Source organism: Bacillus sp. GW823-FHT06A10, from assembly GCF_058795375.1.
The window spans coordinates 2,726,491-2,742,858 of sequence record NZ_JBXAHT010000001.1 but is presented as its reverse complement, the minus strand read 5'-3'; the positions used below and the strand labels follow the sequence as shown (position 1 = coordinate 2,742,858).

The 16,368-nt window shown below is 31.8% G+C and carries 10 protein-coding genes; 7 read left to right on the top strand and 3 right to left on the bottom strand.

The window, feature by feature from the left end:
• Nucleotides 1-191 precede the first annotated feature (191 nt).
• A complete protein-coding gene (colA, locus tag AC1Q8M_RS13880) occupies nt 192-3,107 on the top strand; it encodes a collagenase ColA (RefSeq protein WP_098855465.1) in 2,916 nt (971 codons plus the stop codon).
• A 380-nt stretch (nt 3,108-3,487) separates the two neighbouring features.
• Here the strand turns inward: colA and AC1Q8M_RS13875 are convergent, their stop codons facing one another.
• Nucleotides 3,488-4,741, bottom strand: a complete 1,254-nt coding sequence (locus AC1Q8M_RS13875; protein WP_063548274.1) for an ATP-binding protein — start codon at nt 4,739-4,741, stop codon at nt 3,488-3,490.
• A gap of 618 nt (nt 4,742-5,359) precedes the next feature.
• Here AC1Q8M_RS13875 and AC1Q8M_RS13870 point away from each other — a divergent pair.
• Entirely contained in the window at nt 5,360-5,800 is a 441-nt protein-coding gene (locus AC1Q8M_RS13870; RefSeq protein WP_000773517.1) for a hypothetical protein, read from the top strand.
• 372 nt (nt 5,801-6,172) lie between these two features.
• On the opposite strand, the gene AC1Q8M_RS13865 is transcribed toward AC1Q8M_RS13870, so the two are convergent.
• A complete protein-coding gene (locus AC1Q8M_RS13865; protein WP_000913814.1) occupies nt 6,173-6,526 on the bottom strand; it encodes a hypothetical protein in 354 nt (117 codons plus the stop codon).
• 583 nt (nt 6,527-7,109) lie between these two features.
• Here AC1Q8M_RS13865 and AC1Q8M_RS13860 point away from each other — a divergent pair.
• A complete protein-coding gene (locus AC1Q8M_RS13860; RefSeq protein ID WP_000520158.1) occupies nt 7,110-10,391 on the top strand; it encodes a VaFE repeat-containing surface-anchored protein in 3,282 nt (1,093 codons plus the stop codon).
• A gap of 78 nt (nt 10,392-10,469) precedes the next feature.
• On the opposite strand, the gene AC1Q8M_RS13855 is transcribed toward AC1Q8M_RS13860, so the two are convergent.
• Nucleotides 10,470-10,724, bottom strand: coding sequence for a SunI/YnzG family protein (locus tag AC1Q8M_RS13855; protein ID WP_000900689.1), 255 nt, complete (start codon nt 10,722-10,724; stop codon nt 10,470-10,472).
• Between the two features lie 258 nt (nt 10,725-10,982).
• Between AC1Q8M_RS13855 and AC1Q8M_RS13850 the strand changes: the two genes are divergently transcribed.
• The 4 genes from AC1Q8M_RS13850 (at nt 10,983) to hlyIIR (ending at nt 16,242) form a co-directional block, all read left to right on the top strand.
• Nucleotides 10,983-11,726, top strand: a complete 744-nt coding sequence (locus AC1Q8M_RS13850) for a M15 family metallopeptidase (protein ID WP_090977447.1) — start codon at nt 10,983-10,985, stop codon at nt 11,724-11,726.
• A gap of 750 nt (nt 11,727-12,476) precedes the next feature.
• Nucleotides 12,477-13,709, top strand: coding sequence for an N-acetylmuramoyl-L-alanine amidase (locus AC1Q8M_RS13845; protein ID WP_098360637.1), 1,233 nt, complete (start codon nt 12,477-12,479; stop codon nt 13,707-13,709).
• A 303-nt stretch (nt 13,710-14,012) separates the two neighbouring features.
• A complete protein-coding gene (gene hlyII / locus AC1Q8M_RS13840) occupies nt 14,013-15,251 on the top strand; it encodes a hemolysin II HlyII (protein ID WP_098855464.1) in 1,239 nt (412 codons plus the stop codon).
• 385 nt (nt 15,252-15,636) lie between these two features.
• Complete coding sequence (gene hlyIIR, locus AC1Q8M_RS13835) at nt 15,637-16,242, top strand: hemolysin II regulator HlyIIR (protein ID WP_090977449.1); 606 nt, start codon at nt 15,637-15,639, stop codon at nt 16,240-16,242.
• Nucleotides 16,243-16,368 lie beyond the last annotated feature (126 nt).

Below are 16,368 nucleotides of genomic sequence, written 5' to 3'. Positions count from 1 at the left end.
GGATAGATGTAGCAGGAATTTTGCTATTATCTATCTTTTTTTGATATAAAATGCACGGAAAGTCAAGCGTTAATTTTATATGGAATGGATACATGTGTGAACGTTACCTTATTTTTTTCTCAATACAGGACAAAAAGTAAAAATAGTAAAATAATGGAGCGGGACACTAAAAATGTAAGGTAGGGGAGAGCATGAAAGGCTATTCAAAGAAAATGTTAGTAGGGGTAAGTTTTGCTAGTTTAATGTTAGGGAGTTTTCAAGGAGTAAGTTTGGCAGAAGATACTAAGGGAGAGCAAGTTTCTTATCGAAATGTGCTCAAAATGGAGCCAGTCGGTGTACAACTACCAGTACAAGAATTAGCTCATTCATCGAAAGTGCTCGAAAGCAAGTCTTTTGAGAAAAGGTTACAATTTGCCGATTTATCACAAAGACCACCTGAGGTGAAAAAAGAAAGTAAGCAATTAGCTGTAGCGAAAACTTATACAATTGCCGAATTAAATCAATTAAGCAATCAGCAGTTAGTAGATTTACTTGTAACAATTGATTGGGAGCAAATTACGGGGCTATTTCAGTTTAATATAGACAGTCTAGCATTCTATCAAAATGATAGTAGGATGCAGGCGATTATTGATAAATTGAAGCAGCAAGGACAAGCCTATACGAAGGATGATTCAAAAGGGATTGAGACATTAGTAGAGGTAGTACGTTCAGGGTTTTATTTAGGATTTTATAATTCGGAACTTAGTAAATTAAATGAACGGAGTTATCATGATAAATGCTTACCTGCATTAAAAGCGATGGCTAACAATTCAAATTTTAAGCTGGGTACATTAGAGCAAAATAGAGTGGTATCATCATACGGAAAGTTAATAGGAAACGCTTCGAGCGATGTGGAAACGATAACATCGGCTGCAAAGATTTTTAAACAATATAATGATAATTTTTCTACATTAGTAGATAATCTTTCAGCTGGAAATGCTATTTACGATATTATGCAAGGTGTTGATTACGACATTCAATCGTATTTGTACGATACGAGTAAAGCACCGAAAGATACAGTATGGTATCAGAAAATAGATAGTTATATTAATGAATTAAGTCGTTTTGCATTAATGGGAACGATTACAGCAAAAAACGGTTGGCTTATTAATAATGGCATTTATTATACAGGTAGACTCGGTATGTTCCATAGTACAGGAACGAAAGGGTTACAAGTTGTAACAGATGCGATGAAAATGTATCCGTATTTAGGGGAGCAATATTTCGTAGCTGCTGAGCAAATTGCAACGAATTATGGCGGAAAAGATGCAAATGGTAAAGTGGTGAATTTAGATCAAATAAGAGAAGATGGAAAGAAAAAATATTTGCCAAAAACGTATACGTTTGATGATGGGGCAATTGTTTTAAAAGCTGGAGATAAAGTGACAGAAGAAAAAGTAAAACGTTTATATTGGGCGGCAAAAGAAGTAAAGGCACAATTCCATCGTACGGTTGAAAGTGATCAACCTTTAGAAAAAGGAAATCCTGATGATGTATTAACGATGGTTATTTATAATAGCCCAGCAGAATATCAATTTAATCGTCAATTGTACGGTTATGAAACGAATAACGGTGGTCTTTATATAGAAGGAACAGGTACGTTCTTTACTTATGAGCGTACGCCAGAAGAAAGTATTTATAGTTTAGAAGAATTATTCAGACACGAGTTCACGCATTATTTACAAGGTAGATATGAAGTACCAGGGTTATGGGGACAAGGGAAAATATATGAAAATGAAAGATTATCTTGGTTTGAAGAAGGAAATGCTGAATTTTTTGCAGGGGCAACGAGAACGGATAATGTTGTACCGAGAAAGAGTATTATAGGAGGATTATCTTCAAACCCAGAGGAGCGTTATACGGCAGAGCGAACGTTAAATGCAAAGTATGGAACGTGGGATTTCTATAATTATTCCTTTGCTTTACAATCGTATATGTACAATAAGAGATATGATATGTTCGATAAAATACATGATCTTATTAGGAAAAATGATGTAACAGCATATGATGCATATCGCTCTACATTAAGTAAAGATGCGAATTTAAATAAAGAATATCAAGACTATATGCAAATGCTAGTTGATAATCGTGAGAAATATAATGTGCCATTAGTATCAGACGATTATTTAGCGAATCATGCATCGAAGCCAGTTTCAGATATTGCAGCAGAAATAACAGCGGAAGCAAAATTGAAAAATGTATCAGTGAAGAAAAATAAATCACAGTTCTTTAATACATTCACACTACAAGGAACATATACAGGAACTGCAGCAAAAGGAGAATATGAAGATTGGAAAACAATTACACAAAACGTTAATGATACGTTAAAACGTTTAAGTGCAAAGGAATGGACAGGCTATAAAACAGTAACAGCATACTTCGTAAATTATCGCGTGAATGCATCAGGACAATTTGAATATGATGTTGTGTTCCACGGTATTAATACAGAAGAAGGTGCAGAGAATAAAGCACCAGTTGCAGTTATAAACGGTCCGTATAGTGGAAATGTAAATGAAGCAATTTCATTTAAAAGCGACGGATCAAAAGATGAAGACGGGAAAATTACTTCGTATAAATGGGAGTTTGGTGATGGAGCAGTAAGTAATGAGCAAAATCCAACTCACGTATATACAAAAGAAGGAACGTATACAACGAAATTAACGGTAACAGACGATAAAGGAGCAACTAATACTGCTACAGCGACTGTAACTGTTCAAAAGAAAGAAGATAACAGTGTAGAAAAAGAACCGAATAACTCATTCCAAACAGCAAACAAACTGCAGTTAAATCAAGTCTTACGTGCTAGTTTAGGAAATGGCGATACAAGTGATTTCTTTGAAATTAATGTGGAGACTGCTAAAAACCTTCAAATTAACGTAACGAATGAAAATAATATCGGAATGAACTGGGTACTTTATTCTGAAGCAGATTTAAATAATTATGTTACGTATGCTCAGCAGCAAGGGAATAAACTAGTAGGTAGTTACTACACGTATCCAGGGAAGTATTATTTACATGTGTATCAGTATGGCGGGGGGACAGGGAATTATACGGTGGAAGTGAAGTAGTAAAAAGGGAGTTGTCTTTTTCAATGAATGGCACAAGGTCTGTACTTTAATGGAAAAACAACTGTAGGAAATGTCTATAATGATAATAACAAATTAAGTGTCGAGAGATGTTATATTTACATTAAACCAATCTAATCAGTAAATGAGATAAAGTCGATGAACTAGTATTTCATCACGATGTAAGAAAAGTTATAAATATTAAGTGTTTTTAATTGAATTAAACTAAAGGATCAGAGTATATCTGTAACAATAGATAAGCTCTGATCCTTATTATTTTTAATTAATATACATGAATTTAAGATAATTAATAAGTAAGCTAGCGCTAGCGGGATTCTTAAAATTCATTTATGTAATTAACTAAACAGAAAATTTTTATCGCATTAGTAAGGGATACTAATAGAAAAGCGTGTCCCTTTACCTAAGTTACTCTCTATCTCTATATCTCCGTTTAATTCTTTAATAATACTATAAGCAATCATAGTACCAAGCCCAGTTCCTTTTTCTGTTGTTGAATAGAATGGCAAAGCAATTCGTTTTATTTGTTGAGATGACATCCCAATTCCTGAATCAATAATATCAATTATGATATTTCCTTTTACTTTTTGTATATTTATTTGTAATAATCCACCATTTTTCATAGCCTCAATTCCGTTTTGGATGATGTTGTTTAGACAGAGTTTGAATTTTTCGGGGTCCCCATTTATATAAAAGGAATCTGTACTATTTTGTTTGATTTCAACTTTGTATGATAGAGCGAGTGGTGAAATAGTATCTTTCACCTGATTTAAAATGTGATTAATATCTATTTTCTCTTTTAGGGTGTTCTGTGGTTTGGTTAAAGATAAATAGTTATTAATAGTAGATTGTATTTGCTGCATTTCAATTAACATGATTTCTAAGTATTGATCCTGAGATAGCTTAGAGGCATGTTTTTCATTTAATAATTGAGTGAATCCATGTACCGTGGTTAGTGGATTGTGGATTTCGTGTGCAATTGACGCTGCTAGTTCGCTAGCTATATAAAATTTTTCAGCCCGTTGTAGCTTTTCTTTCATTTTATATTTCTCGATCATTCCCTCTATTAAATAAACTGATAATAATACTGTGAAAATATTAATGATTATGTAATTTAATAAAAATTCTATGAGAGTAGAGTCTATTTTCCCTCCTGTATGTATTTGAGTTACAATACCGCAAATAGAAAGTGAAGTTGTACATACTAAAATAAGGAGTAAGCTTAATAATACTTTTTTTTCTTTAACATACATAGGTAATAAGTAACGAAAGAGCATTGTTATACCAAAAATAATAGTGAAGATAATAAATGATGGAAGAACGCCATTTCCGCCTAAGTAAAACCGATAAGAAAGATATAAAATTCCTATAAAAACAATGTTTTTTGTATTTCCATATAGAAAAACTAATATTATAGGAATAAAACGTAAATCATAAATAAATCCCACATGTAAATGAAAAGGAAAAGTCATACAAAAAATAATAGCAATGGAGGAAAGGATAGAAAATAATATATTATTACATGTTGTTTTTTCTTTAAACTCTAGCCAAAATACGTGATAGCTAAGGATACAAATTATTATAATAAAGGTATTTAATAAAAGAGTAGAAATTCCCATAGTTTTGCATCTCCGATAGTTTGTAAGTAGAATTATGTATGAGTTGGACATAGATGTTTAGTATTAGTAGACTTTTTATCTAAAAAAGGAAGGGTACTTGAAAAACATGCTGTTATATTACTCGTATTAAAATTGATAAGGAAAATAGAAAAAATCTATTTAAATTTATGTACATATGAAATTATAAACTAACTTTTGTATAGGTAAAATTTGGATTGAGTTACTGGTAAAATAAGGTTTTTAAGTATGAATATTCTGTGAAAATGATATGCGTGGTGACTCCTGTTTGTAGCCTTCGTTATATTAACATGGAATATATCAAATTACAAAGTGAAATTTTAGAAAAATTTTATTAGTACATTTTATCTGAAATAGAAATGCTATTTATGTGAGTGTTTTAGTACTTACTCGTATAAAACTTTGTTAGAAAAAGAATTTAAAATTTACATGTTTTTTATGAAGCGTAATATTGTAACTTTATCTATGTGGGTTTCTCAATAACTATTAAGGTGCAGAGTTAAGATATATAGGTTTATAGATATGAATTATTACATAAAAACGCACTTGGAAAAGGATGTATGATGGTAATAGAATACAAACATCAAGGGGGAACTTAAAATGAAGTTAAATAAACTAGTGCTTAGTTGTGGAGTAGTTTCAGCATTAACACTTGGTGTGTTAGGGAATAATACTTATGCTGAAGAAGTACACAAAACGAATGATCCAATTCATGTAGTTGAACATGTTTCTGCAGACTTATTATTAACCCAAACAATGGATTATAGTGGCGAGGCTGAAACTTCTTTCGTATATGATGGGAGTACTGACTTAAGCTTCTCTATGAAAAATAATGGTCAAAATACAATGGGATATAGTGTAAAAGGTCCAAATACAGAGCTAATTGTTGGTGGTTATATAAAACCTGGAGAACAACAAATTAATGTTACAAATGTACGGAATGCTTTATCTCCATTACCGAATGGAACATATAAAATTTATGTTTCAAATGATGATGGTTCTAAGGGGCAATTCCAAGTTTCAGTAAGATCTATGAATTAAATTTAAAACGCTTTGCTTTTAAGTTAATTTAATCTTTACTTATTGGAAAGAAGCTAAATTGAATTGAGAATTACCGATAAAAATGAAAACGAGCACCTTATCTAATTGTGAGAGGGTGTTCGTTTTTTGCTATTAAACAGAAAACAATTATAAATACATTTTGATATTTCCATTGCTAACCTACTAGATTGTGTCAACGAGAGAATGTCTACTATAAAAGATATCAAAATAAAGATGATGTAACATTCCGCTAAATTATATGGGGAAATAGAAAAACCACTCTTATATGAGTGGTTTTTAGTAATTATTTTTAGGTTATACATTTAAAATTAGGCTAAGTTATAGAAATAATAAACATTTAATCCGTTGTTATTATTTTGGTTCTGGATAATGATTGTAGTATGAGATTCTAATAAATTCTTGGTAGACATTTGTTAATTTGGCATCTCTAAGAGCATCGTTGAATTTTTGCATACGTACACTCCCTTGAGCGTAGCCTCCACCTGGAGTATAAGGGTTTCTTGCTTCAAAGTCATCCAAAAATACTTTTAATTTTTTATAGTCTTGAGATTGATAGAAAGCCACGGCCTCTTCAGGAGTGACATCAAAGTAAGAGGATGACGTTGAGTTATAAGAAGCTGCTTGAGCAGTAGGTGCCTCTAGCATAGTTGCAGCTCCACCGAACATAGTAAGCGCCATAGAAGATACAATAATTTTTTTTAACATAATAAAACCTCCATGTAGAATATTGGATTAACAGTAACCATGTAATCATTGTAGTTACATTGAAAATGATTATCAAATGCAATATTGCATAATGTATCCCGCTATTTGTGGGCAGTAAGACTCACGCCCAAAAATTCAATGAAAGTAAAGAAGTTAGATGGGGATCGAGCTGAATAAAGTTTTACTTTATTCTTTAAATGAGGAGTCACCCTTATATCTCAATGAAGGAGCGTAATAGAGAATTAATAGATTAAAAGAGGTGTATAAATTATTCGGATTAACCAGAAAATGAAAAGGCTATTTTTAATAGGGAGAAAGCTTAATAACTGAAGTGAAGGAATTGGTATTTATATATTTAACATACATATTTGTCTTTTAACTTGTAGGCGTGTTTTAGAATTTGTATATAGTAAATTCGTTAAAAAACTTGATAAATAATAAAATGTGTAAATTTTTTGACTATTTCATTAAAATTATTTAATATTTGTAATTTATTGTTTTATAATGATAATCGGGTCGATCGTGAATGTTTTAGATATTGCGATATATACTCGGATTAATTTATTCTAGGGAGGTTACAAAATTGGGTAAGAGAGTCATTATAAGAGTTTTTACATTATTATCAGTACTGGCATTATTCCTTAATGTATTTTTACCTAGGGCTAGTGCAGAGGTTATGACGCATGAGAAATATTCAATGGACTGGAGTTATAGTAATAGTCTAGGTAAGTACATTCGCACTGAAATGATTAAAAATTCAAGTGGTCAAATTGCTTATTGCTTAACTCTTGGATTAAAATCACCAAATGGTGAAGATCTTCCTGAAATGGGGAAAACAGATAATGTAGTATATAGAGTCTTATTAAATGGTTTCCCACAAAAAAGTGCTGAACAGCTGGGAGTAGCTAATAAAAATGAAGCGCATTATGCAACGCAACTTGCGGTTTGGAATGCATTAGGTCAACTCGATGTAAATGAATTAAAACATGAGAATAAAAATGTTGAAAAAGCAGCTAAGGCTATTATTAGTAATGCTAATAATAGTGAAGAGACTCAAGATGTTTTTATGAATGTGATTCCTGCTGAAAAGCAAAAAGCAGAATTAAAGGGTGAATTCTTCGAAACAAATCTATATTCAGTACAAACAAATGCTAAGAGTGGTTCTTATAAGGTAGTAGCGAAAAATGCACCTAATGGAGTTAGAATTGTTAGTGAAAATGGAGAAGTGAAAGATCAGCTTTCAGTTGGAGAAAAATTTCGTATCCAAATTCCTAAGAATACAAAAACGGGTGAATTTAATTTAAGTGTAGCTGCTAATTTAACTAAAGTTCAAGCAATTGCTTACCGTGGTACGGATACTGTTCAGAACGCTACAGTACTATTAGAAAGAAATGAAGAAAAGCTTAGTAGTGATCTTGCAGTAAATTGGGAAGCAGCTGGTTCTTTAAAAATTAAAAAGGTTGGAGAAAATGGAGAAGTTTTAGCTGATGCAGTATTTGAGGTCTTTAATGCAAATAATGAATCAGTTGGAAAAATCACGACTGGTGCTGATGGTATGGCAGAATTAAACAACTTACCAATTGGTACTTACACATTAAAAGAAATTAAAGCACCAACAGGCTATGTTTCAGATGATAAACCACAAACTATTGAAGTTAAGACAGGAGAAACAGGAGCTGTCCAAATAGTAAATAACAAAGTAAAAGGTAACATCGAAATTAAAAAGCTCAGTGATTCAGGAAAGGTTTTACCAAATGTTGAATTCACAGTCTTTACCGAAGATGGAAAAGAAGTGCAAAAAGTAGTAACAAAAGAAAATGGAATTGCAAACGTTGAAGGTCTTACGTATGGTAAGTATTATTTCTTAGAGACAAAAACACCTAATGGATATATTGGAAATAAAACAAAGTATCCTTTTGAAATTAAAGAGCACAATAAAACACTTACTTTTACAGTGGAAAATACCGAAGTGAAAGGTAGTGTAAAATTACTAAAAGTAGATAATGAAGATATTAGCAAAAAATTAGAAGGTGCAGTATTTGAATTGAAAGATGAAAGTGGAAAAGTAGTTGGGGAATATAAGACAGATAAAAATGGCGAGATTAACGTCAAAGATTTAGCGTATGGTAAATATTCATTTGTAGAAAAGGCTTCTCCACATGGTTACGTTCTTGTTAAAGAACCAATTATGTTCGAAATAAAGGAACATGGGAAGATTATTGAGTTATTGGCAGTTAATCATCTTATCAAAGGTGATCTAGAAATTACAAAGGTAGATGTAGCTGATGGAAATAACAAGCTTCCAAATGCAGAATTTACGATTTATAACGAAGCAGGAAAAGAAGTAGTAAAAGGAAAAACAGACGATAAAGGAATCGCTAAATTTGAAAAATTACCATTTGGAAAATACACATATAAAGAAACTGTTGCGCCAAAAGGTTATGTATTAAATGAAGAAACGTTCTCTTTTGAAATTAAAGAGAATGGTCAAATCATTAAACACATTGTCAAAGATGAAAAGATTCCTTCAATAAAAACAACAGCTACTGATAAAACAGATGGTACAAAAGAAATACACACGTCTAAGTCTGTAACAATCCAAGATAAAGTGGAATACAAAGACCTACAAGTAGGTAAAGAATACACTTTAAAAGGTAAATTAATGAATAAAGAGACTAATAAACCATTAGTTGTAAATGGTAAAGAAGTAACAGCTGAAACGAAGTTTACACCAAAAGAAGCAAATGGCTCTATTACATTAGACTTCACATTTGATGCAACTGGTTTAGAAGAAAAAGAGGTAGTAGTATTCGAAGAGTTATTGAAAGAAGGAAAAATTGTTACAACACATGCTGATATCAATGATAAAGGTCAAACAGTTAAGTTCGTTAAGCCATCAGTAAAAACGACAGCAACAAACAAAGCTGATGGTGGAAAAGAGATTCATTCAAAGGATTCTATCACTATTCAAGACAAAGTGGAGTATACTAACTTAGTTGTAGGTAAAGAGTACACTGTAAAAGGTAAACTAATGAATAAAGCTATTAACAAACCATTATTAATTGATGGAAAAGAAGTAACAGCTGAAACGAAGTTTACTGCAAAAGAAAAGAACGGTTTTGTAACATTAGACTTTACTTTTGTTGGTGCTGAACAGCAAGGAAGAGAAGTAGTCGTGTTTGAAGACTTATTACATGAAGGTCAAGTAATTGCAACACATGCTGACATTAACGATGTAGGTCAAACAGTTCGATTTGTAGAACCTTCTATTAAAACGACAGCAACAAACAAAGCTGATGGTTCTAAAGAGTTAGACGCTTCTAAATCTGTAACAATCCAAGATAAAGTGGAATACAAAGACTTAATCGTGGGTAAAGAGTATGTTGTAAAAGGTAAACTGATGGATAAAGCAACAAACAAGCCATTATTAGTTGATGGAAAAGAAGTAACAGTAGAATCTAAGTTTATTGCTAAAGAGAAGAATGGTTCTATCACACTAGATTTCACATTTAATGCTTCTGCATTACAAGGTAAAGAAGTAGTAGTATTCGAAGAACTGTATCAAGATAATATATTAGTAGCTATTCACGCTGAAATTGAAGATAAGGAACAAACAGTGAAATTTAAAGAGGTAAAGCCGGAACAACCTAAACCAGAACAGCCAAATTCAGATAAAAATACTCCAACACCAGAGCAGCCTAACGAGCAAGTAAAAGAACAACCACAACCTAAGCAAGAAATTCAATCTAAAATTGGATGGTTACCGCAAACAGGTACTAATCTTACAAGTTGGATCTCTATGGCTGCAGGCGCATTACTGTTAATTGTTGGTGGAGTGATTTTCTTAAAACGTAAAAATGCATAGAAATTAAAAAATAAGCACATCTGTTTTTATAACAAGATGTGCTTATTTTTATCATTTTAGCCAAGAAGACTCCTATATTCAAGCGTGAATGGCATTTAAAATAGCAAATTTATTTGTAGTAAATAATACATAATTTTGTTTTACTGTTTTAATTAAAATACGGTCTGTTGTCCCATAAGCTGTTCCAATACGTATGACATCTACTTCTTCAACACCAGCATAGGTAGCATCTTCGGTAATCTCAATCACATCACGTAATGGAATTGTAATCTCCGCCAATTGCCATGAAATAATTAACTCTTCATTTGTTTTTTTTACATTAATGCCTAGCATTATACCAAGACCCTTCAATAATAATACGCTACACTTCTAATCTTATTATATAAATTTTTAGATTTTTTATCTATATGTAGGAATAGAATTTATTTATATTTGTGAGCATCTTAATGATGTCAAACAAATAGAAGGATATACAGTCTTTCTATTAAGAAATATGGTAAGAACAAAAGTTCACTTCAAATTAATATGAATTTGATATGGTTGAGATATTATGAACGAGAAATAGTAAGAGTTGCAGGAAGGAAATGAATAATGAGACTTAAATTAGTAGGAATTTTCATTTGTGTAATTATGATGTTAGGTATCTTTATAATTTACACCAATCAATCTATTGGTAAAGAACCAGATAAGACGAACTATGAATCTCGTGAAAACTCCATAAATAAAGAGAAAGATAGTAGAGGAAAAGGGCAATCCAAATACAATGAAAGTTCTTTTGCTAGTATACAGGCTGTAGTTAATAAGGAATATGGATTACCCGAAGACTATAAACCAGAGGATTTAGTTGTACCAAATGTACCATTCTCATTTAGTGGAACGGTAGAAAAGAGCCACCTCCGTAAAGAGGCGGCAGAAGCACTGGAAAAGTTATTTGATTTAGCAAAGCAGGAGGGGATTCAGTTAAATGCTGTTTCGGGATTTCGTTCCTATGACTATCAACAACGATTGTATACAAACAATGTGAAAAGAAAAGGACAAGAGCATACGGATCGCTTCTCGGCAAAACCAGGACATAGCGAACATCAAACAGGGTTAACAATGGACGTTTCTTCTAAAAGTGCGAACAATGAACTAGAGTTATCCTTTGCTAATACGAAGGAAGGAAAATGGCTGAAAGAAAACGCGCATTGCGCAGGGTTTATCATTCGTTACCCTAAGGGAAAGGAAAGTATTACAGGTTATGCATATGAACCTTGGCATATTCGCTATGTAGGAGATATTGCTGAAAATATATATAAACAAAAGCAGACTTTAGAAGAATACATGAATCTATGAAAATAGAATTGAAGAATTAAACTGGCTATCAATAGACGTGAGATTGTAAAAGGCAGGGGATATAAATTAAGGTGTTTTTTAATTTTTTTGGTGAAGAGGGAAGGTCTCCCTCTTCTTTTTTCATTCCTTGTAAAATTTGAGGATGTCTTAAGGGAATGAAAAGATGGATTGTGTGAATTTATTAATATAGGCTACTTTAGGTGGCTTCTAGAGATGTTTTTTGAGGGAATACAATGTTATAAGTTTGTAGTATTCATTGCAGCAATTGACTATATTATAGGAGCATTCACGTTGGAATATAACAGAGAATTATAGAGTAAAGTAGGATTCAAAAGCATTGTTAAAAATGTTGGTGTTATAAGTTATTTTCCTATCAAAATAATTAGTCTTTTTTCAAAATTTAAGGTTGTTATTTTATTATATCTAGTAACTATTTATATTATTTAATAATTACTTTGTTTACTATTAAGGTGGTTATCTTACAAAATTGTAAGGTTATTTTAATTGACACTCGTATGTATAAGTAACTATACTGGTTACACAATATTGGTGAGTATATTTAATAATCTCTATCTATAAGTGTATGTCCGAGGATTATTTTTGGAGTAATAGTTCGATTTTAAATTCGTTATACGATATATAGCGATATAAATAACGTGATCTATTCTTTATTCAAAGTCGTATTATTTAAAGATTAATTATAAATGATATATTTACCAAATTGTAATAAATTGATAGAGGTGTTACATTTTGAAATATAAATTAATTGCTACAGGAATTCTTGCTGGAAGTCTATTATCCTACTCACCTAATACATTTGCAAATACTCATAAGTTCCCAGATGTTCCTGCATGGGCGGACAAATCCGTTAATTATTTAGTTGATAAACAGGTATTGAATGGCTATCCAGACGGAACTTTCGGTTCAAATGACTCATTAGACAGAGCTTCGGCTACAAAAATTATGACAAAAGTTTTAGGTATACAAATTGACTCTAATGCAAAACCATCATTTACAGATTCACAAAACCACTGGGCTACTCCGTATATTGCTGCTGCTGAAAAAGCTGGTATTGTTAAAGGTGAGGGTAATGGAATCTTCAATCCATCCGGAAAAGTAACTCGCGCTGCTATGGCTACGATGCTAGTAAATGCATATAAACTACAAAGCACATCAAATCATAACGAGCAGGTTAAATTTGAAGATTTAAAAGGGCATTGGGGAGAAAAATATGCCAATATTTTAATCGGTTTGAAAATTTCCAATGGTACTGAGAACGGTTGGCAACCAAATAGATTTATAACACGTGCTGAAGCTGCTCAACTTACTGCAAAAACAGATATGATGCAACATCGTCCAAAAAACCCATTAGAAAGTAAAACAATCATTATTGATCCTGGACATGGTGGCGAAGATCCTGGGAAATCCACAAAGGGATTACCTGAAAGTAAGATTGTACTAGACACTTCTTTACGTCTACAACAATTACTTGAAAAGCATACACCATTTACAGTTTTATTAACTCGTCAATCTGATAATAGACCAGGACATGATCAAAAAAGTTCTTTACAGGAACGTGTTAAATTTGCTAAGAAAAATCAGGGTAATATCTTTATAAGCGTACATGCAAATGCTTTTAATGGTAATGCAAAAGGGACAGAAACATATTACTATAAATCTTCTAAATCCGAAAAAACAAATCCTCATGTGGAAGAAAGTCGCGTTTTAGCAGAAAAAATTCAAACACGTTTAGTAGAGGCACTTCAAACACGAGACAGAGGAGTTAAACATGGAGACCTTCATGTTATAAGAGAAAATGACATGCCAGCTGTGTTGACGGAACTGGCGTTTATAGATAATGGTATTGATTACAGTAAATTATCTACGGAAAATGGCAGACAAATTGCAGCAGAAGCCATTTATGAAGGAATTTTAGATTATTATGAATGGAAAGGAAATAATGTATCTGAATATAGGCTGTAATAAGTAATTGAAAATATAGTAATTCTCGAAATGAAGAATTCTATAATTTTTTTGTATTTTTTTAAACAACAATTTTAAATTTGTATTTAAAATTGTTGTTTAAATCGTTACTTTATGTTTTAATAATATTGATAATAGTTATCAATAATAGTGAGAGGAAGATTAGTGAAACATGTGTTTTTAGTTAGTGTCATAAAGTTAATGAATTTCTATATTGTATGGCTATGAATCTATCTCTATTTTTGTGAACTAGAAATAATATATTTATATCTTTTAAATGTTTAAGAAGGAGTGGCTGTCTGTATGAAAAAAGCAAAAGAAATAGCTAAATGCGTTGCGGTAGCGTCCGTTATTATGTCTGGATCATTTGGTTTACAAGCAACATCTGCATTTGCAGAGTCTAAAGGAACTGTAGAAAATCTTCAAAATGGTGGGAAGGTCTATAATAGTTTTAAAACTACTTATGACATGAAGCAAAATATCAAAAATTCAATAAAGGTTTCTTTTATTGAGGATCCTTACGCAGATAAAAAGATTGCAATTGTTACCACCGATGGTAGTAATATAGATGCTAAATATACAATTAATAGCGGATACTATAACGCAGGTTTAAAATGGCCATCAGCCTATCATACTGAAGCAGAAATAACAAGTGGTGATAGTGCTCAATTCCATAAAGCTGCCCCAGTTAATACAATGACTTCAGCAAAGGTCACTTCTGAGGTAGGGTATACACTTGGTGGAAGTGTTAAAGTAGGAGTAAATGATAAAGGGCCAAATGCCGATGCAAGTATCACAGGTAGCTTTGCTTGGAAAGAAAGTGTATCTTATGATCAAGTAGATTATAAAACGGTATTGGAGACTCACACAGATAAAAAATTAAATTGGAAAGTAGGATTCCAATCATTTAATTTCCCAGAGTGGGGAATTTATAATCGTGATTCATTCAATACTTTCTATGGTAATCAACTATTTATGAAATCACGTAGTTATAATGAAGGAACGAATAATTTTGTTTCAAAAGATACAGTACCAGCTTTAACAGGATATGGTTTTTCTCCAAACGTAGTAGCGGTTATTACTGCTGATAAAACAGAAACTACATCAGATTTAAAAATAACAAATCGTAGAATTTCAGATCAGTACAATATCGAATGGGTAAGTTCAAAATGGTGGGGAACAAATAATAAAGATACATATAATGAATTCTTTACGAACCACTATAAATTAGACTGGAAAAACCATCAAGTTACTCTTGATAAACAAAAAGCCCTTGAAGAACAAATGAATAGTATCAACAGTGTGAATGATAAACTTAACAAAGGAAAAGGGAAATTATCTCTTTCAATGAATGGAAATCAACTCCAAGCTACGTCTAGCAATGCTGGTTATGGTATCAGTTACGAAGATAAAAATTGGGGTATCTTTGTAAATGGTGAAAAGGTCTATACTTTTAATGAAAAATCAACTGTAGGCAATATATCTAATGATATTAACAAATTAAACATTAAAGGACCTTATATCGAGATTAAACAGGTTTAGTCAGAAAATGATGGACGATTGATGGACAATTATCTCATCAAGATACGAGTACGCTAGTTTATTTTAAATTTGTATAATGTAACGAAAGGACCAGATCTTATTTATTTTATAGATAAGATCTGGTCCTTATTACTTTTTTGTTTGCACACGAAGTTAAGATAACATTAGATGTTTTTTGTCCAGACTTTCACTCGATTAGAAAAGAGCATAAAGTATTTGAAAGCTATTGATGCTACGCAAGGGGATATTGTTTAAAGTAATCAGAACTTCATCGGTTGTTAAGTTACCACTTTAAATATATAATTAAATTTCATTAAAAAGATACTCTATTCAAAGTCCTTATTGGGTTTTTGAAGTGAAATATATACTATTTGAGGTGTGTGAAATGGGGAAATCTCGAGAGCAGACGATGGAAAATATCTTAAAGGCTGCTAAGAAAAAATTTGGAGAGCGTGGCTACGAAGGTACGAGCATACAAGAAATTGCAAAAGAAGCGAAAGTGAATGTTGCTATGGCCTCTTACTATTTTAATGGGAAAGAAAACCTATATTATGAGGTGTTTAAGAAATATGGTCTTGCTAATGAGCTACCCAATTTTCTTGAGAAGAATCAATTTGATCCTATCAATGCCCTTAGAGAATATTTAACGGTTTTTACTACACATATAAAAGAGAACCCTGAAATTGGATCATTGGCATATGAGGAGATTATTAAGGAAAGTGCACGATTAGAAAAGATTAAACCGTATTTCATAGGTAATTTTGAACAGTTAAAAGAAATATTACAGGAGGGTGAAAAGCAAGGAGTTTTTCATTTCTTCTCTATAAATCATACGATACATTGGATCACTTCTATTGTTTTATTTCCAAAGTTTAAAAAGTTTATTGATTCTTTAGGCCCAAATGAAACGGATGATACAAATCATGAATGGATGCCAGAAGACTTAGTGAACAGGATTGTTACTGCATTAACAGATAAACCTAACGTGTAAATTATTCAGTGTATATGAATTCTATTATTACTATTTAAAGCCTAATTTCTCAATGTATTGTAGAGAAATTAGGCTTTTTTCAACACGTCATTAAAGTATTTATAATTCAATGACTCAATTTGCTGA

Bases quoted from the DNA above. Each gene is read 5' to 3' on its own strand.
- hlyII (WP_098855464.1), top strand. From the start codon at position 14,013: ATGAAAAAAGCAAAAGAAATAGCTAAATGCGTTGCGGTAGCGTCCGTT.
- AC1Q8M_RS13875 (WP_063548274.1), bottom strand. From the start codon at position 4,741: ATGGGAATTTCTACTCTTTTATTAAATACCTTTATTATAATAATTTGT.
- AC1Q8M_RS13850 (WP_090977447.1), top strand. From the start codon at position 10,983: ATGAGACTTAAATTAGTAGGAATTTTCATTTGTGTAATTATGATGTTA.
- AC1Q8M_RS13870 (WP_000773517.1), top strand. From the start codon at position 5,360: ATGAAGTTAAATAAACTAGTGCTTAGTTGTGGAGTAGTTTCAGCATTA.
- AC1Q8M_RS13855 (WP_000900689.1), bottom strand. From the start codon at position 10,724: ATGCTAGGCATTAATGTAAAAAAAACAAATGAAGAGTTAATTATTTCA.
- hlyIIR (WP_090977449.1), top strand. From the start codon at position 15,637: ATGGGGAAATCTCGAGAGCAGACGATGGAAAATATCTTAAAGGCTGCT.
- colA (WP_098855465.1), top strand. From the start codon at position 192: ATGAAAGGCTATTCAAAGAAAATGTTAGTAGGGGTAAGTTTTGCTAGT.
- AC1Q8M_RS13865 (WP_000913814.1), bottom strand. From the start codon at position 6,526: ATGTTAAAAAAAATTATTGTATCTTCTATGGCGCTTACTATGTTCGGT.